This window comes from Arhodomonas sp. KWT2 (genome assembly GCF_041949875.1).
GTDB classification, from domain to species: Bacteria; Pseudomonadota; Gammaproteobacteria; order Nitrococcales; family Nitrococcaceae; genus Arhodomonas; species Arhodomonas aquaeolei.
On sequence record NZ_JBHFPQ010000049.1, the window covers coordinates 358901 to 381170 of the forward strand.

The 22270-nt window shown below is 70.0% G+C and carries 27 protein-coding genes; 12 read left to right on the plus strand and 15 right to left on the minus strand.

The genetic code is table 11. The features are described from left to right. The first annotated feature begins 26 nt into the window (after positions 1–26). On the plus strand, positions 27–881 hold the full coding sequence (locus tag ACEZHJ_RS14010) for an AraC family transcriptional regulator (protein ID WP_018716792.1): 855 nt from the start codon (positions 27–29) through the stop codon (positions 879–881). 168 nt (positions 882–1049) lie between these two features. Then, positions 1050–1454 carry a DUF2000 domain-containing protein gene (locus ACEZHJ_RS14015; protein WP_018716793.1) on the plus strand — a complete coding sequence of 135 codons (405 nt, stop codon included), beginning with the start codon at positions 1050–1052 and terminating at the stop codon, positions 1452–1454. A gap of 96 nt (positions 1455–1550) precedes the next feature. Here the strand turns inward: ACEZHJ_RS14015 and ACEZHJ_RS14020 are convergent, their stop codons facing one another. The 7 genes from ACEZHJ_RS14020 to ACEZHJ_RS14050 all read right to left on the minus strand — a co-directional run bounded on the left by ACEZHJ_RS14020 (position 1551) and on the right by ACEZHJ_RS14050 (position 6850). Further along, positions 1551–2174: a biliverdin-producing heme oxygenase gene (locus ACEZHJ_RS14020; RefSeq protein ID WP_018716794.1), complete on the minus strand. Its 624-nt coding sequence runs from the start codon at positions 2172–2174 to the stop codon at positions 1551–1553. Between the two features lie 251 nt (positions 2175–2425). After that, positions 2426–3325: a DMT family transporter gene (locus ACEZHJ_RS14025; RefSeq protein ID WP_018716795.1), complete on the minus strand. Its 900-nt coding sequence runs from the start codon at positions 3323–3325 to the stop codon at positions 2426–2428. Between the two features lie 68 nt (positions 3326–3393). Then, the gene (locus tag ACEZHJ_RS14030) at positions 3394–4134 is read right to left on the minus strand and encodes an S-methyl-5'-thioinosine phosphorylase (RefSeq protein ID WP_018716796.1); all 741 of its coding nucleotides are present in this window, start codon (positions 4132–4134) and stop codon (positions 3394–3396) included. Positions 4135–4182: 48 nt separating this feature from the next. Then, entirely contained in the window at positions 4183–4761 is a 579-nt protein-coding gene (locus tag ACEZHJ_RS14035) for a hypoxanthine-guanine phosphoribosyltransferase (RefSeq protein WP_018716797.1), read from the minus strand. Positions 4762–4847: 86 nt separating this feature from the next. Further along, positions 4848–5870 (minus strand): beta-N-acetylhexosaminidase, encoded by a 1023-nt coding sequence (gene nagZ, locus ACEZHJ_RS14040; protein ID WP_375036640.1) that lies wholly within the window; start codon positions 5868–5870, stop codon positions 4848–4850. Positions 5871–5874: 4 nt separating this feature from the next. After that, positions 5875–6366 (minus strand): L,D-transpeptidase, encoded by a 492-nt coding sequence (locus ACEZHJ_RS14045; protein WP_018716799.1) that lies wholly within the window; start codon positions 6364–6366, stop codon positions 5875–5877. Beyond that, the gene (locus ACEZHJ_RS14050) at positions 6359–6850 is read right to left on the minus strand and encodes a CYTH domain-containing protein (RefSeq protein ID WP_018716800.1); all 492 of its coding nucleotides are present in this window, start codon (positions 6848–6850) and stop codon (positions 6359–6361) included. Before ACEZHJ_RS14050 ends, ACEZHJ_RS14045 begins: the two co-directional genes overlap by 8 nt. A gap of 67 nt (positions 6851–6917) precedes the next feature. On the opposite strand from ACEZHJ_RS14050, the gene ACEZHJ_RS14055 reads away from it, so the two are divergent. The 4 genes from ACEZHJ_RS14055 (at position 6918) to ACEZHJ_RS14070 (ending at position 9485) form a co-directional block, all read left to right on the plus strand. Continuing rightward, on the plus strand, positions 6918–7358 hold the full coding sequence (locus ACEZHJ_RS14055; RefSeq protein ID WP_018716801.1) for a YiiD C-terminal domain-containing protein: 441 nt from the start codon (positions 6918–6920) through the stop codon (positions 7356–7358). A gap of 97 nt (positions 7359–7455) precedes the next feature. Beyond that, a complete protein-coding gene (gene gpmA / locus ACEZHJ_RS14060; protein ID WP_018716802.1) occupies positions 7456–8151 on the plus strand; it encodes a 2,3-diphosphoglycerate-dependent phosphoglycerate mutase in 696 nt (231 codons plus the stop codon). 13 nt (positions 8152–8164) lie between these two features. After that, positions 8165–8893, plus strand: a complete 729-nt coding sequence (locus ACEZHJ_RS14065; RefSeq protein WP_018716803.1) for an SDR family NAD(P)-dependent oxidoreductase — start codon at positions 8165–8167, stop codon at positions 8891–8893. Between the two features lie 100 nt (positions 8894–8993). Beyond that, on the plus strand, positions 8994–9485 hold the full coding sequence (locus ACEZHJ_RS14070) for a DUF1499 domain-containing protein (RefSeq protein ID WP_018716804.1): 492 nt from the start codon (positions 8994–8996) through the stop codon (positions 9483–9485). A gap of 608 nt (positions 9486–10093) precedes the next feature. Here the strand turns inward: ACEZHJ_RS14070 and ACEZHJ_RS14075 are convergent. After that, complete coding sequence (locus ACEZHJ_RS14075) at positions 10094–10879, minus strand: 3-hydroxybutyrate dehydrogenase (protein WP_040409164.1); 786 nt, start codon at positions 10877–10879, stop codon at positions 10094–10096. A 215-nt stretch (positions 10880–11094) separates the two neighbouring features. Between ACEZHJ_RS14075 and ACEZHJ_RS14080 the strand changes: the two genes are divergently transcribed. Beyond that, the gene (locus ACEZHJ_RS14080; RefSeq protein WP_375036641.1) at positions 11095–13062 is read left to right on the plus strand and encodes an acetoacetate--CoA ligase; all 1968 of its coding nucleotides are present in this window, start codon (positions 11095–11097) and stop codon (positions 13060–13062) included. Between the two features lie 131 nt (positions 13063–13193). Here ACEZHJ_RS14080 and ACEZHJ_RS14085 read toward each other — a convergent pair whose 3' ends face one another. Together ACEZHJ_RS14085 and ACEZHJ_RS14090 are read right to left on the minus strand one after the other, a co-directional pair. Then, positions 13194–14069 carry an AEC family transporter gene (locus tag ACEZHJ_RS14085; protein ID WP_375036642.1) on the minus strand — a complete coding sequence of 292 codons (876 nt, stop codon included), beginning with the start codon at positions 14067–14069 and terminating at the stop codon, positions 13194–13196. Between the two features lie 3 nt (positions 14070–14072). Further along, positions 14073–14462, minus strand: a complete 390-nt coding sequence (locus ACEZHJ_RS14090) for a carboxymuconolactone decarboxylase family protein (RefSeq protein ID WP_163138877.1) — start codon at positions 14460–14462, stop codon at positions 14073–14075. 200 nt (positions 14463–14662) lie between these two features. Between ACEZHJ_RS14090 and moaC the strand changes: the two genes are divergently transcribed. Next, complete coding sequence (gene moaC, locus ACEZHJ_RS14095) at positions 14663–15139, plus strand: cyclic pyranopterin monophosphate synthase MoaC (protein ID WP_163138876.1); 477 nt, start codon at positions 14663–14665, stop codon at positions 15137–15139. Between the two features lie 112 nt (positions 15140–15251). Here the strand turns inward: moaC and ACEZHJ_RS14100 are convergent, their stop codons facing one another. Further along, complete coding sequence (locus ACEZHJ_RS14100) at positions 15252–15401, minus strand: hypothetical protein (RefSeq protein WP_163138875.1); 150 nt, start codon at positions 15399–15401, stop codon at positions 15252–15254. 31 nt (positions 15402–15432) lie between these two features. After that, positions 15433–15759 carry a 4a-hydroxytetrahydrobiopterin dehydratase gene (locus ACEZHJ_RS14105; RefSeq protein WP_163138874.1) on the minus strand — a complete coding sequence of 109 codons (327 nt, stop codon included), beginning with the start codon at positions 15757–15759 and terminating at the stop codon, positions 15433–15435. Between the two features lie 166 nt (positions 15760–15925). Here ACEZHJ_RS14105 and ACEZHJ_RS14110 point away from each other — a divergent pair, with 166 nt between their 5' ends. Genes ACEZHJ_RS14110 through ACEZHJ_RS14120 form a run of 3 tightly spaced genes read left to right on the plus strand, consistent with a single transcriptional unit; the run spans position 15926 to position 18788 of the window. Next, a complete protein-coding gene (locus ACEZHJ_RS14110) occupies positions 15926–16702 on the plus strand; it encodes a (Fe-S)-binding protein (protein ID WP_163138873.1) in 777 nt (258 codons plus the stop codon). Then, positions 16702–18123 carry a lactate utilization protein B gene (locus ACEZHJ_RS14115; RefSeq protein ID WP_163138872.1) on the plus strand — a complete coding sequence of 474 codons (1422 nt, stop codon included), beginning with the start codon at positions 16702–16704 and terminating at the stop codon, positions 18121–18123. The genes ACEZHJ_RS14110 and ACEZHJ_RS14115 overlap by 1 nt, the downstream gene beginning before the upstream one ends. Then, positions 18120–18788, plus strand: a complete 669-nt coding sequence (locus ACEZHJ_RS14120; protein ID WP_163138871.1) for an LUD domain-containing protein — start codon at positions 18120–18122, stop codon at positions 18786–18788. The genes ACEZHJ_RS14115 and ACEZHJ_RS14120 overlap by 4 nt, the downstream gene beginning before the upstream one ends. Before the next feature lie 525 nt (positions 18789–19313). Here the strand turns inward: ACEZHJ_RS14120 and mazG are convergent. Next, entirely contained in the window at positions 19314–20132 is an 819-nt protein-coding gene (mazG, locus tag ACEZHJ_RS14125) for a nucleoside triphosphate pyrophosphohydrolase (protein WP_163138870.1), read from the minus strand. Positions 20133–20383: 251 nt separating this feature from the next. Between mazG and ACEZHJ_RS14130 the strand changes: the two genes are divergently transcribed. Then, on the plus strand, positions 20384–20995 hold the full coding sequence (locus tag ACEZHJ_RS14130) for a TetR/AcrR family transcriptional regulator (protein WP_163138869.1): 612 nt from the start codon (positions 20384–20386) through the stop codon (positions 20993–20995). A 12-nt stretch (positions 20996–21007) separates the two neighbouring features. Here ACEZHJ_RS14130 and ACEZHJ_RS14135 read toward each other — a convergent pair whose 3' ends face one another. After that, entirely contained in the window at positions 21008–21700 is a 693-nt protein-coding gene (locus ACEZHJ_RS14135) for a glutathione binding-like protein (protein ID WP_163138868.1), read from the minus strand. Beyond that, positions 21697–22203 carry a tetratricopeptide repeat protein gene (locus tag ACEZHJ_RS14140; RefSeq protein ID WP_163138867.1) on the minus strand — a complete coding sequence of 169 codons (507 nt, stop codon included), beginning with the start codon at positions 22201–22203 and terminating at the stop codon, positions 21697–21699. Before ACEZHJ_RS14140 ends, ACEZHJ_RS14135 begins: the two co-directional genes overlap by 4 nt. Positions 22204–22270: the final 67 nt, after the last annotated feature.

Below are 22270 nucleotides of genomic sequence, written 5' to 3' on the forward strand. Positions count from 1 at the left end.
CGGCGTGAGCCGCGCGTCATCCGACGATGAAGCCCGCCGCCCGCAGCCGGCTCTACGTGCCCGACTGGCGTCCCGGGGTTCACCTGCTCGACGCGACGGTCAGCGGTCAGCCCTTCGGCCGACACAGTCACGATGCCTTCGCTATCGGCGTGATCGAGCACGGTGTCGGCGGCTATCGCAGCCGGGGCACGCGCTACGTCTTCCCCCGGCGGACGCTGTCGCTGATGAATCCCGGTCAGCCGCATGACGGCTACGCTGTCGATGGTCGCATGGCATACCGCACGCTGTACGTGGGCGAGCAGGCGCTGGCGGAGATGCTGCCGTCGCGGCCGCGACGCGGTTTCCCCTCGCCGTATGCCCTGGATACCGGCCGATTCGTCAGCCGGCGTTTCGCGGCGCTCGCGCGGCGTATGGCGCTGCGGGGGCATGCGGGCTGGCGGCTGGCCGTCGATTCGCTGCTTCTGGACACCCTCGACGGCGTCTTCGTGCGACATGGGCGTGAGACGCCCACGACTCCCGGGCGGGAACCGGCGGCGGTGCGCCGCGTGCGGGACTACCTGGATACCCTCGCGCGTGATTACGCGGCGGCCGGACGAGCGCGGGAGCCGGAACGGTTGAGCCTGGGCGACCTCGCCACGCTCGTGGACCTGCATCCCCACTACCTCCTCGACGTCTTCCGCGAGGCGGTGGGTGTCCCGCCCTACGCCTACTGGCTGCAACGCCGCATCGGCGAGGCTGTGCCGCTGCTTGCCCGCGGTGATCAGCCCAGCGACGTCGCGCTCCGTCTCGGCTTCTACGATCAGCCGCACTTCGCGCGTTGCTTCCGACGCATCACCGGCGTAACGCCGGGCAGCGTCGAACCGGTCCGGCAGGTGTCCTGACCTCACTCCTGCGACCGGGGTGACCGGTAGCCCGTATATCGTGCAATCCATTCGCCCCGCGACGGGATACGCTCGCCCCGGAATGGTCACGGCCGCCGCCCGTGCCCTGCGCAGGCGTGTCGGTGGCTCGTGTCAACGGCGTGTTCCGAATAGCGAGGGCAAACAGTCATGAGCACGAAGAGCGTCATTATCGTGGACGGTTCGCTGCCGACCGGACTGAAAGCCAACACCGCGGCAGTGCTGGCCTTCAGTCTGGGCAAGGCTTGTCCGGAGCTCGTCGGTCCGCCCGTGCGCTGCGTGGACGGCACCGAGCTCCCCGGGATCACGACGACGCCCCTGCCGATCCTCGAGTCGGCGTCACCGGCGCTGGCGGCCCTCCATGGCGAGGCGGCCGCGGGCGGTCTGACGGTGTTCTGTTTCACTGACTCGGCACTGAATAGCCGGCATTACGACGACTACATCGCGACCTGTGCGGAGACGGCGAGCGCGGAAATGACGTTCCACGGCGTCCTCGTTCACGGCCCGAGGAAGGCGGTCAACCGCCTGTGCGGCGGCTTCCCTCTCCTGCGCTGACAAACCGGACGTCGGCGTGCCGCCCCGGATCCGCGTCAGGCGAGCGCGGCCGGCGGGTGTCCGGCGACGCGCTACGCGACGGTGCGGTCCGGGCTTCTAGGGCATGGCGGGGCGCTCAACGGGCATCAGGCGGTCCACGGCCTCCTGGACGAAGACGAAGGCGGCACGGGCGCCGGTGACGGCGCGATCCGCCTCCAGCGGTGTCAGTGCGATCGCGTCCAGGGTGGTCTTGAAGTCCCGCCAGTGCGGGGCGCGGCCGTCGGTGTGGGCGGCCATGTGCCGGGCGCCGTAGGTCTCGGAAAGCGCCAGCCCCTGACGTGCCTCCCGGAGCAGGACCGCGGCCCCCATGCGCGAGCCCTCGTGGGTGTAGATCCAGCCCAGGGCCTCGGGGCGGCCGGGGATGGTGACCGCCGCTGCCGCGCGGCGATCCCGCTCCAGGGCGTCCTCCGGGATGCCGAGGTCGATGCAGTCGGCCTTCACCGCCTCAAGGCGGTCGAGCGCCGCCAGCCCGGGCAGATCGGCCTGCAGCCGTGGATCGCGGTACAGCGGCGCGGTGACGTGGTGCAGCCGGAGCTGAACGCGCAGGAACCGGCTGTAACGTTGCCGGTCCGCGAACGGGGCGGCGCCGGTGATGCGCCGGTCGAGTGCCTCGTGGACGGCCTGGGTCCCGACCTTGAGCCGCCGGGACAGCAGGGATTCCGGATAGGCAGCCTCGGGCATGGGTCGGCTTCTCCCCGTCATTGCCGTGGTAGGCATGAACGCCGGCGTGGCGTGACCTGCCGCGTCACCCTGACGCAGCACTGGGGTCCCGGACGTACCGTGACCGGCACAGCATGCCACATGTGCCGGGGCTGCCCGTCGATCCGTCCCGGTGGATGCGGGCGCGACGGCGACCTGCCCCACCGCCGCGGGCACGACAGGGGGCCTTCCGCCGCAGGGCGGTGCCGTTGCACCGGGATCGGCGTCCGGCCCTAGCGCGTCGCCAGCCAGGCGCCCAGGAGGACGACGGGGATGGCGCAGAGGGTGGCGACGGAGAGGGTCTCGCCGATGATCAGCCAGGCGAGGACCGCAGTGGTCACGGGGATGAGGTAGTAAAGGCCCGCCGCCCGGCCCGCGCCGAGGGTGCTGATGGCCTTGTTCCAGCAGAAAAAGGCGACGATCGAGGCACCGACCCCCACGTACAGCAGTACCGCGTAACCCTGCCAGTCCAGACCGTAGAGATGAGCGGGGTCGGAGAGGGTCAGCCAAGCGGGGGCGAGCACGAATGCGCCGAGGATGATGGTGATGGCGAGATTGGCCTGCACCGGGATCTCCCGCGTGAGCAGCCGGACCGTCACCGCGTAGCCGGAGAAGCAGACGACGGCGCCGGCCATGAGCAGCAGGGCCGGGACGATGCGTGTCTCCCCGCCGCCCCCCTCACCGGCGTGTCCGAGCGTGATGACGGCGACGCCCGCGAGCGCGATCAGCCCGCCGGTACCGGCGTGCCTGGGCAGACGCTCACGCAGGAAGACAGCGGCGAGAAAGGCGATTACCAGGGGCGAGAGGGTGTTGAGCAGCGCCAGTACGGCGGCGCCCGCGTAATGGCCGGCGCCGTAGACGAGCGTGTTGAACGACGCGATGCCCAGCACCGCGCTCAGCACGACCATGGCGAAGCGGCGCCGGATCGCGGGCAGCTCGGCGACGATGGTGCGTCCGAACACCAGGGCCGCGATGACGGCGGCGATGCTCCAGCGGGCGAAGGACAGGTCGAGCGGCGTAAGGGTCGCCCCCATGCCGCGCGCGACCACGAAATTGCCAGACCACAGGGTGATCGCCAGCAACGCCCAGGCCGCCCCGGCCAGGAGGCTGCGGGTATCGTTTTCCGTGTTCACTGACAGCCGCTCTCGTCTCCGGTCCACCAGGTCCGGAGGTTACGGCAGCACCGCTGCCGTAACGTCTCTCAGAAGCCGTTGATCATCGATCCGAGCACGCAGCGGACATTGGCCATGCCCGTCTTGAGGATGCGCTCGATCTCGCTCATGGCGATCGGCGTGTCGCCGTGCACGCCGGCGGCCCAGTTGGCGACCACAGCGCAGGTCGTGTAGGGCAGCTCGAGCTCGCGGGCGAGGACCGCCTCGGGCATGCCGGTCATGCCAACCATGTCGCAGCCGTCGCGCTGCAGGCGCCGGATTTCCGCGGCGGTCTCCAGCCGTGGTCCCTGGGTGGCGCCGTAGCAGCCGCCGTCGACCATCGCCACGTCGCACTCGCCTGCGGCCGAGAGCAGCCGGCCCCGGAGGGTGGCATCATAGGGCTGCGTGAAGTCCACGTGCGTGACGCGGTCGAGATCCTGCTCGAAGAAGGTATTCGCCCGTCCCCACGTGTAGTCGATGATCTGGTCCGGTGCTGCCAGCGTGCCGGGCGCGAGCTCGGCGCTGATGCCGCCCACCGCGGCCACCGCCAGCACGCAGGTTGCACCGGCTTGCTGCATCGCCCAGATGTTGGCGCGGTAATTGATGCCGTGGGGCGGGATGGTGTGCCCGTAGCCGTGGCGCGCGAGGAAGATCACGCGCTGCTCATTGAGGTGGCCGTGGGTCAGCGGCCCGGAGGGCTCGCCGAACGGCGTGTGCACCATCTCGCGGCGGTCGATCTCAAGGCCCGGCAGCGATGTCAGGCCGGTGCCGCCGATAATCGCCAGTGTCATACCCCTCCCCCTGGTTGATGGTCGGGAAGCGCCGTGTGTGGGCGGCGGTTACTCGCCCTCGTGATCCGGGTGGACCGCGTAGACGCCGCCGAGGTTGCGGAAGTAGCCCTTGTAGTCCATGCCGGAGCCGAACACGTAGCGGTCGGTCACGGAGAGTCCGGTGAAGTCGGCCTGGAGGCCGTGGTAGCGGCGGTCGTGCTGTTTGTCGAAGAGCATCGCCGTGTACACGGCCTTGGCGCCCTCGTCACGGCACTCGTCGATGATGCCCGCGAGGGTGTGGCCCTCGTCGAGGATGTCGTCGACGATGAGCACGGTGCGTCCCTTGAGCGGGGTCTGCGGGCGCGCGAGCCAGATCACGTCGCGGCCGACGGTGGAACCGTGGTAGCGCGTGGCATGGATGTAGTCGACCTCCAGGGGGAACTGCAGCCGCGGCAGCAGCCGGCCCAGGGGGACGATGGCCCCCGTCATGACGCCCAGGACGACGGGCATGGTACCGCCGAGGCGGGTCTCGATGCGCCGGGCCATGTCGTCCAGCGCGCTCTCCACGGCGGCCTCCGTGTGCAGGATCTCCGCGGTGCTCAGGATCTCGTCCAGCTGCTGTGGCGTCACCGGGTTGTAATCACTCATCGGCGGTCCCTTCTGTCTCCACCGGGTATTGGGGCGTCGAGGCGCGCGATTATAGGCGCCTCGGCGCTACGGGGCCACTCGGGGTCTCACCGCTCGAGCAGCGCGGCCGCCTCGCGGGCGCGGCGCCAGTCGCGACTGGCGTGCAGGTCCTTCAGCGCGGGGGCGTGCCGGCCGTGTAGCCGGGCACGGCGCAGTGCGGCGGCGGCATCGGCACCGCCGTGCCAGTCCGGGAGCACGGCGTCCACCGCCCTGCCCTCGTTACCGATGATGACCATGTCGCTGCCGGCGCCGAGGGCGGTGCGGACGCGCTCGCGCAGGCCACCGGCGACCGCCGCGCCCGCCATGGAGAGGTCGTCGCTGATCACGGCGCCCTGAAAGCCGAGCCGGCCGCGCAGGATGGTGCCGATCCAGTGGCGCGAGAGGCTGGCGGGCAGGCGGTCCTCCGCGGGGAAGACGATGTGCGCCATCATCACCGCCTCCAGCCCGTTCATGATCAGCCGCCGGAACGGCACGAGGTCCGCGTCGTGCAGATCCCGGCTATCCCGCGGATCCTCCGGCAGGGCCTCGTGGGAGTCCAGGCGCACGCCGCCGTGACCGGGAAAGTGCTTTGCCACCGCGGCCATGCCGGCGCGGCGCATGCCCCGGACGAGTGCCGCGGACAGGGCAGTGACGGCCCGGGGGGTGTCCGCCAGGGCGCGGTCGCCGATCACCGTGCTCAGGCCGTGGTCGATGTCGACCACCGGCCCCAACCCGAGGTCCACGCCCGCGCCGAGCAGCTCTGCCGCGCCGAGCCAGCCAAGCTGCTCGGCGATGGCCTCCGCCTCCGCGGGTTCGCGCTGCCATAGCCGGCCGAGGCCGCGCTGGGCCGGAAGCCGGGTGAAGCCGTCGGTGAAACGCTGCACCCGCCCGCCCTCGTGGTCCGTGGCGACGAGCAGCGGCGGCGCGCGCAGCGAGCGGATATCGGCGGTGAGCGCGGCGAGCTGGTCGGCGTCGGCGAAGTTGCGACGGAACAGGATCACACCGCCCACGGCGGGATCGCGCAGGCGGCGGCGCTCCTCGCCGGTGAGCGTGAGTCCCTCGATGCCGATCATCAGCGGTCCGAGCGACATGGGCTTACTCGATCACCACCGGCGTGCCCGCGGGCACGCGGTCGAACAGCTCCACCACCGCGTCCGGGTGCATGCGGATGCAGCCGTGGGAGACCGGTTGCCCGAGCGGGGACTCCGGCGGGCCGCCGTGGATGTAGATGAATCGGCGCATTGTGTCGCACCGGCCGAGGCGGTTGTGGCCCGGCTCGGTGCCGCTCAGCCAGAGGATGCGCCCGAGGATCCAGTCCCGCCCGGGATGGGCGTCGGCGAGCGCCCGGGTATAGCGCTCCCCCGTCGGACGCCGGCCCACGAATACCGCGTCCGCCGGCTCGCCGGCGCCGATGCGCGCACGCACGATGTGCCGGCCCCGCGGCGTGCAGCCGCTGCCGTCCAGCTCGCCGGCACCATTGGCGCCGGTAGCCACCGGCCAGTCCGCGAGGACGGCGCCGTCGCTGCCGTACAGGCGGAGCCGCTGCGCCGCGAGGTTCACATGGATCCAGGGGGTGTGCTCAGTCACCGGTGCGCTCCGCGGCGGTCCACTCGCTGTAGGGGTAACGCACCAGCGAGACGTTGTAGTAGCGCGGCAGGTGGGAGACTTCCCGTCCCGCCCATTCGGGCCTCGTGAAGGCCTCTTCGGCGCTCGCGAGCTCGACCTCCGCGACCACCAGCCCGGCGTTGTCGCCCTCGAAGACGTCCACCTCCCAGGTGTGACCGTCCACCGGGACGTGGTAGCGGGTCTTCTCGATCAGTGGCCGGTGGCAGAGGTGGTCGAGCATCTCCTGTGCCTCATCGGCGGGGATCGCGTACTCGTACTCGCGGCGCTGCACGCCGAGGGTTGCGCCCTTGATGTTGAGCCACGCGCGGGCACCGGCGAGGCGCACGCGCACGCTGGCGTGGATGTCGCGGCCGAGGTAGCCCTGGCGCATGGGCTGGCCGGCGTCCGCGGCGTCGCGCCAGGCGTCGCCGGTCACCAGGAATTTGCGTTCGATCTCTTCGGCCATGGCTGTATCCGGTCCGTCGTGCGGGCAATGGTATCCTACAGCGGTGTCTCACCCCAGGGAGATCCGCATGCTTACCGCCTCGGCGCTGCAGGCGCGGTTCAATAACCTGATCCCGCTGAGCCGGGCCATGGAGGTGCTGGTCACCCGGCTCGACGAGGCGGGACTCGAGCTCACCGCGCCGCTCTACGCCAACCACAACCATACGGGAACGGGCTTCGCGGGAAGCCTCTACAGTCTGGCCTGCCTAGCGGGCTGGGGGTGGCTCTACGCGCTCACCCGCGGCGCCGGCATCGAGCCGCAGCTGGTACTCGCGGACGGGCAGATTCACTACCACCGGCCCTGCGACGACGAGCTCCACGCCGTCCTCGACGTGCCGGCGGATCTGGCCGATACGGTGATGGCTACCCTGGGGCGGCGTCGTCGGGCCCGTGCGGAGCTCACGGTATACCTGCCCGGTGCCGAACGTCCGGCGGCGACCTTCAGCGGCCGGTTCGTCGCCCTGCCCTGATCGCGACCCCGGCTCTGGTACACTGCGCGGTCCCGGCGGCCGCGTTCCGCTGATCCGCGGTCGTCCGCCCAATCAGCCATGACACAGGGGGGAAAGCATGAAGCGTCTCGTGCTGCTGCGCCACGGGCAGAGCGTCTGGAACCTGGAGAACCGCTTTACCGGCTGGAAGGACGTCGACCTCAGCGAGCGCGGCCGCGATGAGGCGGCCGGCGCCGGCCGTCTGCTTCGCGAGCACGGCTACTCGTTCGACTACGCCTTCACCTCGGTGCTTACCCGGGCGATCCGCACGGGCTGGATGGTCCTCGACGAGCTCGACGAGCTCTGGATCCCGATGACCAAGGACTGGCGCCTCAACGAGCGCCACTACGGTGCGCTTACCGGCCTGAACAAGGCCGAGACCGCCGAGGAGTACGGCGACGAGCAGGTCCACGTGTGGCGGCGCAGCTACGCAACCCCGCCGCCGGCGCTGGCGGAGGACGACGAGCGTCATCCACGCTTCGATCCGCGCTACCGGCACCTGTCCGCGGGTACCCTGCCGGCGACGGAATCCCTGAAGAGCACCCTGGAGCGGGTGCTACCCTACTGGGAGAGCGACATCCTGCCGGTACTCCGCGAGGTGGAGACCATGCTGATCGCCGCCCACGGCAACAGCCTTAGGGCCCTGATCAAGCACCTCGACGGTGTCTCCGACGAGGCGATTACCGGCGTCGAGGTGCCCACCGGCAAACCGCTGGTCTACGAACTCGAGGACGACTGCAGCGTGCGCCGGAGCTTCTACCTGCACGAGCAGTGACCCTGGAGGGGCCATGAGCGAGCCCGAACGCGTAGCGTTAATCACCGGCGGCAACCGCGGTATCGGCTTCGAGACCGCACGGCAGCTCGCCCGCGCCGGGATCAAACCGGTGCTCACCAGCCGCGACGGCCTGCTGGGCAAGGCGGCGGCGGACAAGCTCCAGAGCGAGGGACTGGACGTCGCCTATCATCCCCTGGACGTGACCCGCGAGACGAGCATTCAGGGGCTGATGGACTTCATCGCCAATGCCTTCGACCGGGTCGACGTGCTGGTCAACAACGCCGGGATCTTCCCCGAGCATGCGCCCTCGGACGGCACCCCTGCGCCGGGGATCCTGGAGGTGGATCGCGCCACCCTGGACGAACACCTCGCCGTTAACGCGTACGGGCCGCTGCGTCTCGCCCAGGCCATCGTACCGATCATGCGCCGGCACGGTTACGGTCGCATCGTGAACGTCACCAGCGGCTACGCCCAGTTTTCGCGCATGGGCCGGGGCTACCCTGCATACCGCTTCTCGAAGTCCGGGCTCAACGCCATCACCCGGCTTCTTGCCGCCGAGACCGACGGCGAGAACATCCTCGTCAACGCCGTGGACCCGGGCTGGGTGCGTACGCGGATGGGCGGCGGCCAGGCCAACACCTCGCCCCAGGAGGCGGCGGCCCGGGTCGTCGAGGCGGCCTGCCTGCCGGACGGCTCGCCCACCGGCGCCCTGTTGCGTCACGGCGAGGCGGTGGCGTGGTAGCAGGCCATCACCCCGGTGCGTCCGCGCCGCGACGACGCGAAACGCGCCGTGTGACCGGCCTGTGCCGCGTTGCGCGGCACAGGCCCGGGGCCGGTGTGTCATGACCCGTTTTCTCGGAAAGGCGCTGCTGGTCCTGGTGGTGCTGGCGGTAATCGCCCCGGCGGCGGCGATCGTCTACAGCGGCGCACCGCTCACCGCCCCGCCAGGCATCGTCACGCGCGTGGTGTTCTACCTCACGGACAACCGCGTGAGCACCGTGTCCGGTTCCGCCTGGCCGGAGCGACAGCCCATGGAGGTGTCATCGCCGCCGGACCAGACGTTTGCCGCGGCGCGCCGGACCGTGCGTGCCCTCGGCTGGCAGGTCATCTCGATGAGTCACGGCGGGCACCGACTGTCCGCCGTGGACCGCACACCGCTGCTCGGTTTCGAGGACGACGTGAGCCTCCGTGTGGAGGCGGAAGACGAATCCGGCCGGAGCGTCGTGCACCTGCGCTCGGCCTCGCGCGTCGGCCAGGCCGATTTCGGCCGCAATACCGCACGGATCGTCGCTTTTCGTCAGGCCCTCCGGAAGCGGCTGGACACCGGCGGCTGACCGTCGCCAATGATGCGGGAACGCGCGGAACGTGCATGGAGCCGGCGTTTTAGTCGGGCACGATCGACGCGGAAGCCATTTCAGCAGCAGGTACCGCCCTGGCCCTGAACCTGCCAGAGGCAGATCGGGCGCCGCCGTCAGACCGTAAGTGGCATCCCGCGGGACCACGGGGACGTCGCGCACCGCACGGTGCACGACCTGCACGGGATCACGGAGTTCAGGGGCAGGTCGGCTGCTCCCGGCAGCCGACGTTGCCGGCACCGCAGGACGGGATGTTGGCTGCCAGGAGGGGCCAACCTTGGGGTGGCTCCATCCTGGATGACGGTTCCACAGGACCCGCCGGTCCCGGGAGCACCCCTCTCCCCCGGCCCCTCTCCCGCAAGGGGAGAGGGGGGCGCGGCCGCAGGTCGGCTGCTCTGGGCAGCCGACATCCTCGCCACACCGGAAATGGACCGGTCGCCCGACCGCAGCCGACATTCGCCGGACGTGGGGGTGCTTCCGCACCGTGGGACAGGCGCCGCAGTCGTGTGACCTCTCGCGCCATCTGCGACGGCATGTCGCACACGGGCCCACGACCGTGCACGACCGACCGGATGGTGTCGCGTCCGCTACTGTGCGGTCCAGCCGCCGTCCACCGGCATGGACGCGCCGGTGATCTGGGACGCCGCGTCGGTGCACAGGAACGCCGCCAGCGCCCCGATCTGCTCGGGCTGGACGAACTGCTTGGACGGCTGCTTGTGGCGGACAAGCTCGATCTTGGCGTCGTCGATGGACAGGCCCTGCTCGTCGGCGATCTTCTGGATCTGCGCCTGGATGAGCGGGGTCTCCACCCACCCGGGGCAGATCGCGTTGCAGGTGATGCCGCGGTCGGCGTTTTCCAGGGCGATGACCTTGGTCAGGCCGACGATGCCGTGCTTGGCGGAGACGTAGGCGGCCTTGTTGACCGAGGCCACCAGGCCGTGGGCGGAGGCGGTGTTGATGATGCGGCCCCAGCCCTGGCGCTGCATGTGCGGCAGCGCGGCGTGGGCGGCGTGAAAGGCCGAGGAAAGGTTGATCGCGATGATAGCGTCCCATTTCTCCCGGGGGAATTCCTCGGTGGGGGCGGTGAACTGGATGCCGGCGTTGTTGACCAGGACGTCGATGCGGCCGAAGGCCTCGACACAGTCGGCGATCAGCGCCTCGACCTCCTCCGGCCTGCTCATGTCCGCGGGGTTGTAGCGCACGGTCACGCCGTGCTCCGAGGCGATGGCATCGGCGATCGCCCCGCCCTCCTCCCGCGGTTCGATACCGTTGATGACGACGTTCGCCCCGGCACCCGCCAGGCTTTCTGCGACCGCGCGGCCGATGCCGCTGGTGGAACCGGTGACCACTGCTGCCTTGTCTTTCAGAGTCATGATCCAGATGCTCCCGTCGTCTGATGAGGTGGGGACCGGCGCCCGATCCGGTGCTCATTATCGCAGTCTCCGCGCGCGCACTTGCAAGCGCCGCCGCTCGCCGGCTCCGCAGGCCGGCCCCTCCACTCGCATCGCCCGATCGGTTACGATCCCGGGTCGAGGCAGGAGCCGCCGCGAGCGCGGCGGGAAGACAGACAGATCAAGGATCACAAGCAATGAGCGCCGACTTCCCCATCGTACGAGAGCCCTCCGACTACGAGCTCCATAACAGCAGCATGGCGCATTACATTCGCTGGCTGGAGGAGCGTGGTTACGGGCCGTTCCCGGACTATCACGCACTGCACCGCTGGTCGGTGGCGGACATCGAGGCCTTCTGGGCGACGATCTGGGAGTACACCGGGGTGATCGCCTCGGCACCGTACGAGCAGGTGCTCGGCGCCCGGGAGATGCCCGGCGCGGAGTGGTTCCCCGGGGCGCGGCTGAACTTCGCCGAGAACCTGCTCCGCGAGGCGCTGCACGGCGATCCGTCGAAGGTGGCGATCACCGAGATCTCCGAGACCCGGCCGCGTCAGCAGCTCACCTACGGCGAGCTCCTCGGCGAGGTCGCGGGGCTGCAGCGCTTCCTCCGCGAGCAGGGTGTCGGCCCCGGCGACCGGGTCGCCGGCATCGTCGCCAACACCTCCGAGGCGGTGATCGGCATGCTCGCGACCACCGCGCTCGGCGCGATCTGGTCGTCCGCCTCCCCGGACTTCGGGGCCAACGGCATCTACGACCGTTTCGGCCAGATCGAGCCCAAGGTGCTGATCGCCGTCAACGGCTACGGCTACAACGGCAAGACCTTCGCCCGTCTCGAGCAGATCGCGGAGCTGCGCGAGCGCATTCCCTCGATCCGGTGCGCGGTGGTCATCTCCAACCTGCCCGAGGAGCCGATCCCGGACGACGCCGGTGTGGTGTCCTGGGACGCCGCGCTCAGCGAGGGCCGCGGTGGTGAGGTGCACTTCGAGCAGGTGGCCTTCGACCACCCCATCGTGATCGTCTACTCCTCCGGGACCACGGGCGCGCCGAAGTGCATCGTCCATGGTGGCGGTGGCGTGCTGCTCCAGCACAGCAAGGAGCTGATGCTCCACGGCGACGTCAAGCGCGACGACACTTTCTTCTACTTCACCACCACCGGCTGGATGATGTGGAACTGGCTGGCGTCAGGACTGGTTACCGGCGCGGAACTGGTGCTCTTCGACGGCTCGCCGGGCTATCCCAATCTGGACGTGCTCTGGGCGATGGCCGAGCGCGAGGGACTGACCCATTTCGGCACCAGCGCCAAGTTCATCGGCGGGTGCCGCAACAAGGGGCTGCACCCGGGCGAGGATCACGACCTCTCCAACCTGCGGGTCGTCTTCTCCACCGGTTCGCCGCTGCTGCCCGAGGACTACGATTACGTCTACGAGCACATCAGCCCGGAGGTCCTGCTGGGCTCCATCTCCGGTGGCACGGACATCCTCTCCTGCTTCGTCGGCGCCTGCCCGATCCTCCCGGTCCGCCGCGGCGAGATCCAGTGCGCGATGCTCGGCATGGACGTGAAGGCGTTCAACGAGGACGGCGAGCAGGTCATCGACGAACGCGGCGAGCTGGTCTGCACCCAGCCCACGCCGAGCATGCCGGTGCAGTTCTGGAACGACCCGGACTTCGCCCGCTACCGCGGGGCCTATTTCGAGACCTTCCCCGGTGTCTGGGCCCACGGCGACTTCATCAGCTTCAGCGAGACCGGCGGCTGCGTCATCCATGGCCGCTCGGACGCGACGCTCAATCCGGGCGGCGTGCGCATCGGCACGGCCGAGATCTACCGGCAGGTCGAGACCATCGACGAGATCGCCGACAGCATCGTCGTCGGTCAGCCGTGGAACGGCGATGTCCGCGTGGTGCTGATGCTGGTGATGAACGAGGGCCAGGCGCTCACCGACGAGCTGCAGCGCAAGATCCGCAGCCGCGTCCGCGAGGGGGCGAGCCCGCGCCACGTGCCGGCGAAGATTGTCGCCGTCGACCAGATCCCCTACACCCGCAGCGGCAAGAAGGTGGAGCTGGCGGTGACCAAGATCCTGCGGGGCGACACCGTCAACAACCGCGAGGCGCTGGCGAATCCGGAGTCCCTGGACGAGATCGCCGCCATCGACGAGCTCTTCGGCTGAGGCGGGAATCCTGCGCGAGCCCGGGCGGCGTATCCCCGCGCCGCCCGGCCCCTCCCCCTTCCTCTCTGCCTTGACGGACCGCCGATGACACGAGCGGCGGCGTGGGTCGCCCCGCCGGAGGTGCGAACGCCCTAGGGCAGCGCGAAGTACAGCACCGCCGGGATGACACCCAGCGACATCAGGTTGCCCAGGGCGACGATGGAGGCCACCGCCTGGGGCTCCTGGTCGTAGTGCTCGGAGAGCATGTAGTTGAGCACCGCCGGTGGCAGTGCGCCGAAGACCAGCAGCATCCCGGCCACCGGCTGCGGCGGCTGGAAGATCAGCACCCACGGCACCGCGATGGCCAGCCCGGTCACCGGTGCCATCAGCGCGCCACCGATGCCGATGCGCCAGTACGAGAGGTCCACCTCCGTGAGGCGGATCCCCAGCGCGACGAGCATCAGCGGGATCGCCACGTTGCCGAGCATCTCCACCCCCGGGAGTACCAGGTCCGGCAGGTGCCAGCCCAGCGACATGCAGATCAGCCCGGCGGCCGTGGCCACCACCATGGGATTGCCGGCGAGCTCGCGCATGCCGATCCGCCGGGTGAGCAGCCACAGGCCGACGGTGAAGTGCAGCGAATTCTCCACCACGAACATCACCACGGCGACGGGCAGCGCGTCCTCGCCGAAGCCGAAGACCGCGAGTGGCAGCCCGAAGTTGCCGGCGTTGTTGAACATCGCCGGGGGCACGACGGTGCGCACGTCCCAGCCGGTGCGCCGCGCGATGAGCCAGGCGATCGGCCCGGAGCCGAGGATCACCGCGGCCGCGCCAAGCGCGGCGCCGCCCAGGGAGAGGTCGGCGCTCATGCGCTCGGAGAGCACGAAGAAGATCAGTGCCGGCACGAAGACATTGACGTTCAGCCGGTTGGCGCTGGACATGTCCGCCGGACGCAGCCGGCCGTAGACATACCCCACCAGCACCAGGCCGAAGACCGGGACAATGATCTCCAGGATGCGAAGCAGCACCGCTTACGCCCCCGGTTCCGCCGTCATCTCCTCGAGCACCCGCCGGGCGTGGCGAAAGCCCTCCATCCCCGCGGGCATGCCCGCGTAGACCGCCACCTGGAAGAGCACCTCGCGGATCTCCTCCACGCTGCACCCCTGGTTGACCGCACCGCGCACGTGCACGCGGAACTCGTCCATGCGGCCGAGGGCGGCGAGCATGCCCAGGTTGATCAGGCTGCGGGTCGGCGTGGGCAGTCCTTCCCGGTTCCAGATGTCGTCCCAGGCCGTGCGCATCACGAACTCCTGGAACTCGCGGTCGAAATCGCTGGCGTTCGCCAGCGAGCGCTCGACGTGGGCGTCGCCGAGCACGCGGCGGCGCATCGCCTCGCCCCGCTGGAGGCGCTCGTCGGACATGGTGGGTTCCTCCGTCGGTGTTGCCCCGCCGGTGGTGGCGGGTTAGCGTGCCGCAATACTACTAACCCGGTCATTGCCATTGCCAGCTCGCCGGACACTGCCGTGCGCCGCCACGCGCCGGGCGGCTTGCCGGTATGCCCGGCAGGCCAGGACGGGTTGGGGACAGACACGCACCTGCCTGGACAGCACCGGAACCTGCCATGAGCGAACTGACCCACCTCAACGAGCACGGCGAGGCCCACATGGTCGACGTCGGCGACAAGGACCGCAGCCACCGCATCGCCGTCGCCGAGGGCCGTATCCACATGGCGGCCGCGACCCTGGAGGCGCTCGTCACCGGTGATCTGAAGAAGGGTGATGCCCTCGCTACCGCCCGTATCGCCGGGATCATGGCCGCCAAGCGCACCGCCGACGTGGTGCCGCTGTGTCATCCCCTGGCGCTGTCCCATGTCGAGGTCACGCTGACCCCCGAACCGGAGGGCGGTGTGGTGCACTGCAGCGTCCGGGCGGAGACCCGCGAACGCACCGGCGTGGAGATGGAAGCGCTGAACGCGGTCCAGGCGGCGCTGCTCACGGTCTACGACATGTGCAAGGCGCTGGATCGGGGTATGACCATCGACGGCGTCGGGCTCGTGTACAAGGCGGGCGGGCGCTCGGGGGAGTGGCGCCGGGAATAGGCGAACGGCGCCGGCCTCAGCCGCCGGCGCGCTCGCGGATGCGGCCGCCATCCACCAGGGTCGCGTCCGGGTGGATCACCACGCGTTCGCCGACCTCCCGCCCCGGGCGCCCTCACCGTTGTGCAGCACCGCGCGCGATATCCAGGCTCTGTGCCGGGGCGCAGGCCTGCCGGTGAAGCCGGCAGGCGTAGTGCATCGCGATGGTGACATCGCGATAACCGAAGGCCTTGAGGATGCCGATCCGCTCGCGCTGATTCCGCACCAGCCGGTGGACAACCCCTGAGACTTCACAGTTAGATCAGCCGGTCGATCTTCGCGGCGAGGATGAAGTCGTTTTCGTGCAGGCCCTGGATCTTGTGCGTCCAGATCTCGACCTCGACGTGCCCCCAGCCGAAGTGGATCTCCGGGTGATGCTGTTCCTCCTCGGCGAGCTCGCCGACCTGGTTGACGAAGGCCAGTGCGGCGGCGAAGTCGCCGAAGCGGAACGCCCGGGTGATGCGCATCGGTTCGTCGTGGAGCTGCCATTCGGGGAGCTGACCGAGATGGCGTTCCGCCTCGTCGCGGGACATCGGCGGGGTTCCGCCGCGGCAGGGGGTGCAGCTCTGCTCGCTGAGTGCCATGATGCGTTCTCCCTGATCACGGATGGAAAGCGGTAATGTGTGTATCGCTGTTATCCCCGACGTGGGGTGGATACCGCGGTTTTCAAACGGTCGCCGGCCGGTTGAGCTTTCCGCCCCCCGCGGGTAACGTGGTCTGACCAAAAACGACGGCCCCGGTTGTGACAACATGACTGAAGCGACGACAAGCGGACGGCCCCGGGTCGGGCTGTTCGTGACCTGCCTCGTGGATCTGTTCCGCCCCCGTGTCGGTTTCGCCTCGGTCCGGCTGCTCGAGCAGGCAGGCTGCACCGTGGAGGTGCCCGAAGGCCAGACCTGCTGCGGCCAGCCGGCCTACAACAGCGGCGACCTCGACGATACCCGGGCACTGGCGCGCCAGACCATCGAGGTGTTCGAGGACTGTGACTACGTGGTCGGCCCCTCCGGCTCGTGCATCGGCCAGCTCCGCAAGTACCCGGAGCTCTTCGAGGACGACGATCCCTGGCGTGAGCGCGCGGAGGCCCTGGCGGCACGCAGCTGGGAGCTGTTTGCCTTCCTCGTCGACGTGCGGGGCATGAGCGGCGTGACGGCGCGCTTCCCGGCGAACGCCACCTATCACGACAGCTGCTCCGGGCTGCGCCAGCTGGGCGTGAAGGCCCAGCCGCGGACGCTGCTGGGCAGCGTGGAGGGGCTCACGATCACGGAGATGACGGACACCGAGGTCTGCTGCGGCTTCGGCGGGACGTTCTGCGTGAAGTACCCGGAGATCTCCGAGCGCCTGGTGGACGACAAGAGCACGCGCATCGAGGAGAGCGGCGCAGAGACCGTGCTCGCCGGCGATCTCGGCTGCCTGATGAACATCGCCGGGCGGCTGCGGCGGCGCGGCTCCGGCGTGCGCGTCTATCACGCCGCCGAGGTCCTCGCGGACATGGGCGACGCGCCGGCCATCGGCGAGGAGGACGGCTGATGGAGGCCCGGACCCACACGTTCAAGGCGAATGCGCGCGCCGCCCTCGCCGACGACAACCTGCGTACCGCCCTGGCCTCGGCCAAGGGCGGATTCGTCACCAAGCGCGCCGGCGCGGTCGAGGCCTTTCCGGACTTCGAGGCGCTGCGCGAGCGCGGCGCGGCGATCAAGGACCACACCCTGGCGAACCTGGACCACTACCTCGCCCGCTTTACCGCGAACGTCAGCGAGCGCGGCGGCCAGGTGCACTATGCCGGCGACGACGCGGCGGCCCGCGAGATCATCCTCGGCATCTGCCGCGACGCCGGCGCCCGGCGGGTGATCAAGTCCAAGACCATGGCGGGCGAGGAGATCTCGCTCAACGAGGCCCTGGAGCGCGAGCACGAGCTCGTGGAGACGGACCTCGGCGAGTACATCATCCAGCTCGCGAAGGAGCCGCCGAGCCACATCATCGCGCCGGCGGTACACAAGACCCGGGCGGAGATCACGCGGCTGTTCGACGAGCATCACCATCACCGCATCGACGGCCCGCTGCGCCCGGCCCCGGAGCTGGTGGCCGAGGCACGGCAGGTGCTGCGCGAGCGTTTCCTGGAGGCGGACGTCGACATCAGCGGCGCGAACTTCCTGATCGCCGACACCGGCACGGTGACGCTGGTCACCAACGAGGGCAATGCCGATCTCGGCACCACCCTGCCCCGGGTGCACATTGTCATTGCAGGCATCGAGAAGCTCGTGCCCGGTACCGAGGAGGCCTCGACGATGCTGCGCCTGCTCGGGCGCAGCGCCACCGGCCAGGACATGAGCGCCTACACGACCTTCCTCACCGGCGGGCGGCGCCCGGACGATCCCGACGGCCCGGACGAGTACCACGTGGTCCTCCTCGACAACGGCCGCACGGGCATGCTCGGCAACGAGTTCCGCTCCATGCTCCGCTGCATCCGCTGCGGTGCGTGCATGAACCACTGCCCGGTCTACGGCGCCGTGGGCGGCCATACCTACGGCTGGGTCTACCCCGGCCCCATGGGCCAGGTGCTCACACCGATGTTCCGTGGTCTGGACGGTACCGTGGACCTGCCCAACGCCTGCACCCTGAACGGGCGCTGCGGCAGCGTCTGCCCGGTGAAGATCCCCCTGCCCGACCTCATCCGCCACCTGCGGGACTGGCAGTTCGACGCCCACCTGGGGCAGCGGACGACCCGTTGGGCGCTGCAGGCCTGGGGCTGGGTGGCGCGGCGTCCGCGCCTGTATCACCCCCTCGCACGAATCGGCGTCCGGGTGCTGCGCTGGCTCGGCGGCCGCCGCGGCGGTGCCGCGCGGCGCATGCCCCTGGCCGGCGGCTGGACGGACGCCCGCGATCTGCCCCTGCCGTCGGGTACGACGTTCCAGGCGGCCTGGCGGGCGAAGCGCAAGGAGGACGCATGAGCGACACGGCACAGCGGTTCTTCGCCACCATTCGCCGCGCCCTCGGTCGCGAGGCGAGCCCCGATCCGGAGGCCATCGGGGCGGAACGCCGGGCGCTGATGGCGGCACCCGCACCGCGCCCGGAGTGGAGCGGCGACGACGTCACGCGGCTGCTCACGCGCCTGGAGGCCGCGGCGGCCACCTCGGAGCGGATCGCCTCCCCCGCGGATATCCCCGCGGCGGTGGCCCGGGTGCTGCTCGATGCCGGGGCGCCCGGCGGGCCGGTACAGCTCGGTGCCGACCCGCTCCTCGCCGGGCTGGAATGGCCGCAGGAAGTGGCCGTGGCCGACGGGATCGACGGCGTGCATACGGCACCGGCGTCGGTGACCGTGGCGGTGGCGGGCATCGCGGAGACCGGGACGCTGGTCCTCCGCTCCGGGCCGGACAACCCCACGAGCCTGAACTTCCTCCCCGAGCATCACGTCGTGGTGCTACGGGCCGGCGACGTCGTGGACTACATGGAGACTGCCTGGGCGCGGCTGCACGCCGACGGCGATCTGCCCCGGACGGTGAACTTCATCACCGGGCCGTCGCGCACCGGGGATGTGGAGCAGACCATCGAGCTCGGGGCGCATGGACCACGGCGGCTGCACGTGCTGCTGCTGGAAGATCACGACCAGCTGTGATCTTCCGGCAGGTTGTTCACTCGCCACCTCCCCGGGAGAGCGGAGGGGCAACCCGGCCGACGTTGCCAGCAGGTCCGTGTGAACAACCAGGGACGTTGATCCTGGTCCGGGGGGCGGATGGACGTTCGGGCAGGTCGTGCACCGCAGGCGTGTGACATCCCGGACGGGTCCCGACAGCGTCGCACACGGCCCGCGGCCGTGCACGACCTGCCCGAGCTGCTCCGGGATAGAGGATGGACGTTCGGGTAGGTCGTGCGCCATAAGGCGTGCGACATTCCGGGCCGGTCCCAGCGGTGTCGCACACGGCCTACGGTCGTGCACGACCTACCCGCCCGGGTGGCCGTCCGCGACGATCTCGTATGTCTCGGGGTTGCACGGCCAGGCGACGGTTCCCGTAGATTGGCTGCTTCTGGCAGCCAACATCCCGTCCCGCGGTGCCGGCGATGTCGACCGCCTCGAGCGGCGGACCCTGTATGTCCCGGTGCCGAGGGGCCAGGCCGCAGGGCCGCGTATGCGCCGGCGGGATCAGTCCCCGGCGCCGGCCGCGTTGTCCCGCGCCTTGGCCTGCTGGTAGGCGGCCTCCAGGGTGTCGAAATCGCAGTCCCCGGGCTGCCGTCCGGCTTTCGCCAGCACGGATTCCAGACCGCGGAAACGGCGCTCGAACTTGTCGTTGGCGGCCCGTAGCGCCTGCTCGGGATCACTGCCGAGGTGGCGACCGAGATTCGCGCAGGCGAACAGCAGATCGCCGTACTCCTCGTGAATGTGCTCGCCGTCGCCGCTGGCCATGGCCTCCTCCAGCTCGGCGAGCTCCTCGCGGAGCTTGGCGATCACCGGCCGCGGCTCCTCCCAGTCGAAGCCGACCCGGGCGGCACGTTTCTGGAGCTTGATGCTTCGGCTGAGCGCCGGGAGCGTGCGCGGGACGTCGTCCAGCAGCCCCGGCTCACGCCCCTCGCCGTCGGCACGCTGGGCCCGCTCCGCTGCCTTGATCGCCTCCCAGGCGCGGGTCTGGCTGTCCGCGTCGCGTTCCTCCGCCTCGCCGAAGACGTGGGGGTGGCGGCGCACGATCTTGTCCGCGATGGCACTGGCGACATCGTGGAAATCGAAACGCCCCTCCTCGGCGGCGAAGCGGGCGTAGTAGACGACCTGGAAGAGCAGATCCCCGAGCTCGTCGCGCAGATGATCGTAGTCGCCCCGCTCGATGGTGTCGGCCACCTCGTAGGCCTCCTCGAGGGTGTGCGGCACGATGCTCTGCCAGTCCTGCTCCAGGTCCCATGGACAGCCGCCGTCGGGGTTACGCAGGGCGGCCATGATCTCGATCAAACGGTCTACGGGATGTTGCGGCATTCTGGTCTTCCTGCTCTGCGAGGAGCGAGTATGGACGCCCCCGGCCGCCGACGCCAGAATACGGCCGGAGTGCGCCGGCCGCGTCGGACCTCGATGGAGGGCCTGCGTCGGCGCACGAGGACGATATCGGTGCCGGTGTGCATGTGCCGCGCCGGCGCCGGTGCAGGGACGCAGTGCCCTGCCGGGGAATGCGGGGCGCCGCCGGGCGCCCCGGAGATCGGCCAGTCAGACACAAGAAGGAGAGGCAGTTCGTGGCAAAACCGGTAACACCCGCCACCGCCCGTGGGGAGCGAACGCGCCAGAAGCTGCTCGATGCAGCCGAGGAGGAGTTCGGCGAGAAGGGGTTTCACAGCGCCTCGATCAGCAACATCACCCACCGCGCCGGCGTCGCCCAGGGCACGTTCTACATCTACTTCTCGTCCAAGGAGGCCATCCTCCGGGCCCTGGTGGAGCACATGAGCCGCGAGCTCCGCCGGTCCCAGAGCGAGGCGGTCCGGGGCTGCAGCGACCGCATCGAGGTGGAGCGCACGGGCTTCCGGCAGTTCCTGCGTTTCGCGCTCGCGCACAAGAACCTCTACCGCATCGTCATGCAGTCCCAGTTCGTGGACCCGGACGTGCACCAGCGCTACTACGAGACCCTGCTCGCCGGTTACGAGCGCGGCATCGCCGAGGCCCAGGCCCGCGGCGAGGTGCGCCAGGGCGACCCCCGGGCCCTCGCCTGGGCACTGATCGGCATGACCTACTTCTTCGGCAAGCGCTATGCCACCTGGGAAGGCGAGATGCCGGAGGAGTCGGCGATCGAGACCGTCCTCGACTTCATCGAGGCCGGCCTGCGACCGCCGTCGAAGGACGGGGGCGCCTGAGGCGCCCGCATCTCAGCGGCGCTGGTACTGGCCGGCACCGAAGAGCAGCCGCTTGGCCTCCTCGTCGAAGCCGTTCTGGCGGGCGTCGGCGAGTACCGCCACGCCGCGCTGCACGGCCGGGCGGGCCTCGATGGTGTCGTACCAGCGCTTGAGGTTCGGATAGTCGGTGAGGTCCTGGCCCTGGTTCGCGTGGGGCCGGATCCAGGGATAGGCCGCGATGTCGGCGATGCTGTACTCACCGCCGGCCAGCCACTCGCTCTCGCCGAGACGGCGGTCCATGACCCGGTACAGCCGGGACGTCTCGTTGGTGTAGCGGTCGTAGGCGTACTGAATGTGCTTGGGCGCGTAGTTGCGGAAGTGATGCGCCTGGCCGAGCATCGGGCCGAGCCCGCCCATCTGGAACATCAGCCACTCCATGACCTGGTAGCGGGCCTCGCCGTTCGCCGGCAGGAACTCCCCGGTCTTCTCGGCGAGGTAGAACAGGATCGCACCGGACTCGAAGACGCTGATCGGCCCGCCTTCCGGTCCGTCGTCGTCGACGATGGCGGGGATCTTGTTGTTCGGGCTGATGCGCAGGAACTCCGGCTCGAACTGATCGCCCTTGCCGATGTTCACGCCGTGGACGCGGTAGTCCAGGCCCATTTCCTCCAGTGCGATATGCACCTTGTGGCCGTTGGGTGTCGGCCAGCTGTAGCAGTCGATCATGGCTCGTCCTCGTTATCTGTGCGTTGTGGACACTGCCCGGGCCCCTGCCAGGTCCCCAGCCCCTGGAGCAGGCAGGCGGCGAGTGCGGCGGTTCGCTTGTCCCGGGCGGCATCCGCGGGCAGGCGCGAATGGGCCTCCACCAGCGAGCGCCAGGCGAGCCGGAGCTGTACCAGTCCCAGGTTGTGGCGGGCCCGGGCCATCGCCGGGTCGGCGTCCAGCGCCCGGTAGAAGGCCGTCTCCGCCGGGCGCAGCCGGCCGAGCTCGACCCGTGCGTTACCGAGTCGGTACCAGGCATGCGGGTCCCGGGGTGCGCTTTCAAGGTAGTGCTGGTAGCGGCTGGCGGCGTCCCGGTAGCGGCCGGCATCGTAGGCACGATCCGCCGCGGCCTTGTCGCCGCCCTGCCCCACCGGCAGGGCCGTACAGCCGGTGGCCACGGCCGCGATGAGCACGAGGAGGACACCGAGGCGGCGTCCCGGCAGCGGATGCCTGACTGACGCGGACATAGCTAACGCCATCCTTCCGTTCCGTGACGTGCGCCCGTGGGCGCGAGGCATGCAGTGTAGCAGTGGG

What these genes read in the sequence shown, in the direction of transcription:
- ACEZHJ_RS14105 (WP_163138874.1), bottom strand. Translation starts at nt 15,759, where the DNA reads ATGGCACTCAGCGAGCAGAGCTGCACCCCCTGCCGCGGCGGAACCCCG.
- mazG (WP_163138870.1), bottom strand. Translation starts at nt 20,132, where the DNA reads ATGCCGCAACATCCCGTAGACCGTTTGATCGAGATCATGGCCGCCCTG.
- gpmA (WP_018716802.1), top strand. Translation starts at nt 7,456, where the DNA reads ATGAAGCGTCTCGTGCTGCTGCGCCACGGGCAGAGCGTCTGGAACCTG.
- ACEZHJ_RS14010 (WP_018716792.1), top strand. Translation starts at nt 27, where the DNA reads ATGAAGCCCGCCGCCCGCAGCCGGCTCTACGTGCCCGACTGGCGTCCC.
- ACEZHJ_RS14020 (WP_018716794.1), bottom strand. Translation starts at nt 2,174, where the DNA reads ATGCCCGAGGCTGCCTATCCGGAATCCCTGCTGTCCCGGCGGCTCAAG.
- ACEZHJ_RS14070 (WP_018716804.1), top strand. Translation starts at nt 8,994, where the DNA reads ATGACCCGTTTTCTCGGAAAGGCGCTGCTGGTCCTGGTGGTGCTGGCG.
- moaC (WP_163138876.1), top strand. Translation starts at nt 14,663, where the DNA reads ATGAGCGAACTGACCCACCTCAACGAGCACGGCGAGGCCCACATGGTC.
- ACEZHJ_RS14050 (WP_018716800.1), bottom strand. Translation starts at nt 6,850, where the DNA reads ATGGCCGAAGAGATCGAACGCAAATTCCTGGTGACCGGCGACGCCTGG.
- ACEZHJ_RS14120 (WP_163138871.1), top strand. Translation starts at nt 18,120, where the DNA reads ATGAGCGACACGGCACAGCGGTTCTTCGCCACCATTCGCCGCGCCCTC.
- ACEZHJ_RS14075 (WP_040409164.1), bottom strand. Translation starts at nt 10,879, where the DNA reads ATGACTCTGAAAGACAAGGCAGCAGTGGTCACCGGTTCCACCAGCGGC.
- ACEZHJ_RS14015 (WP_018716793.1), top strand. Translation starts at nt 1,050, where the DNA reads ATGAGCACGAAGAGCGTCATTATCGTGGACGGTTCGCTGCCGACCGGA.
- ACEZHJ_RS14115 (WP_163138872.1), top strand. Translation starts at nt 16,702, where the DNA reads ATGGAGGCCCGGACCCACACGTTCAAGGCGAATGCGCGCGCCGCCCTC.
- ACEZHJ_RS14055 (WP_018716801.1), top strand. Translation starts at nt 6,918, where the DNA reads ATGCTTACCGCCTCGGCGCTGCAGGCGCGGTTCAATAACCTGATCCCG.
- ACEZHJ_RS14090 (WP_163138877.1), bottom strand. Translation starts at nt 14,462, where the DNA reads ATGTCCGACGAGCGCCTCCAGCGGGGCGAGGCGATGCGCCGCCGCGTG.
- nagZ (WP_375036640.1), bottom strand. Translation starts at nt 5,870, where the DNA reads ATGTCGCTCGGACCGCTGATGATCGGCATCGAGGGACTCACGCTCACC.
- ACEZHJ_RS14140 (WP_163138867.1), bottom strand. Translation starts at nt 22,203, where the DNA reads ATGTCCGCGTCAGTCAGGCATCCGCTGCCGGGACGCCGCCTCGGTGTC.
- ACEZHJ_RS14135 (WP_163138868.1), bottom strand. Translation starts at nt 21,700, where the DNA reads ATGATCGACTGCTACAGCTGGCCGACACCCAACGGCCACAAGGTGCAT.
- ACEZHJ_RS14030 (WP_018716796.1), bottom strand. Translation starts at nt 4,134, where the DNA reads ATGACACTGGCGATTATCGGCGGCACCGGCCTGACATCGCTGCCGGGC.
- ACEZHJ_RS14080 (WP_375036641.1), top strand. Translation starts at nt 11,095, where the DNA reads ATGAGCGCCGACTTCCCCATCGTACGAGAGCCCTCCGACTACGAGCTC.
- ACEZHJ_RS14035 (WP_018716797.1), bottom strand. Translation starts at nt 4,761, where the DNA reads ATGAGTGATTACAACCCGGTGACGCCACAGCAGCTGGACGAGATCCTG.
- ACEZHJ_RS14110 (WP_163138873.1), top strand. Translation starts at nt 15,926, where the DNA reads ATGACTGAAGCGACGACAAGCGGACGGCCCCGGGTCGGGCTGTTCGTG.
- ACEZHJ_RS14065 (WP_018716803.1), top strand. Translation starts at nt 8,165, where the DNA reads ATGAGCGAGCCCGAACGCGTAGCGTTAATCACCGGCGGCAACCGCGGT.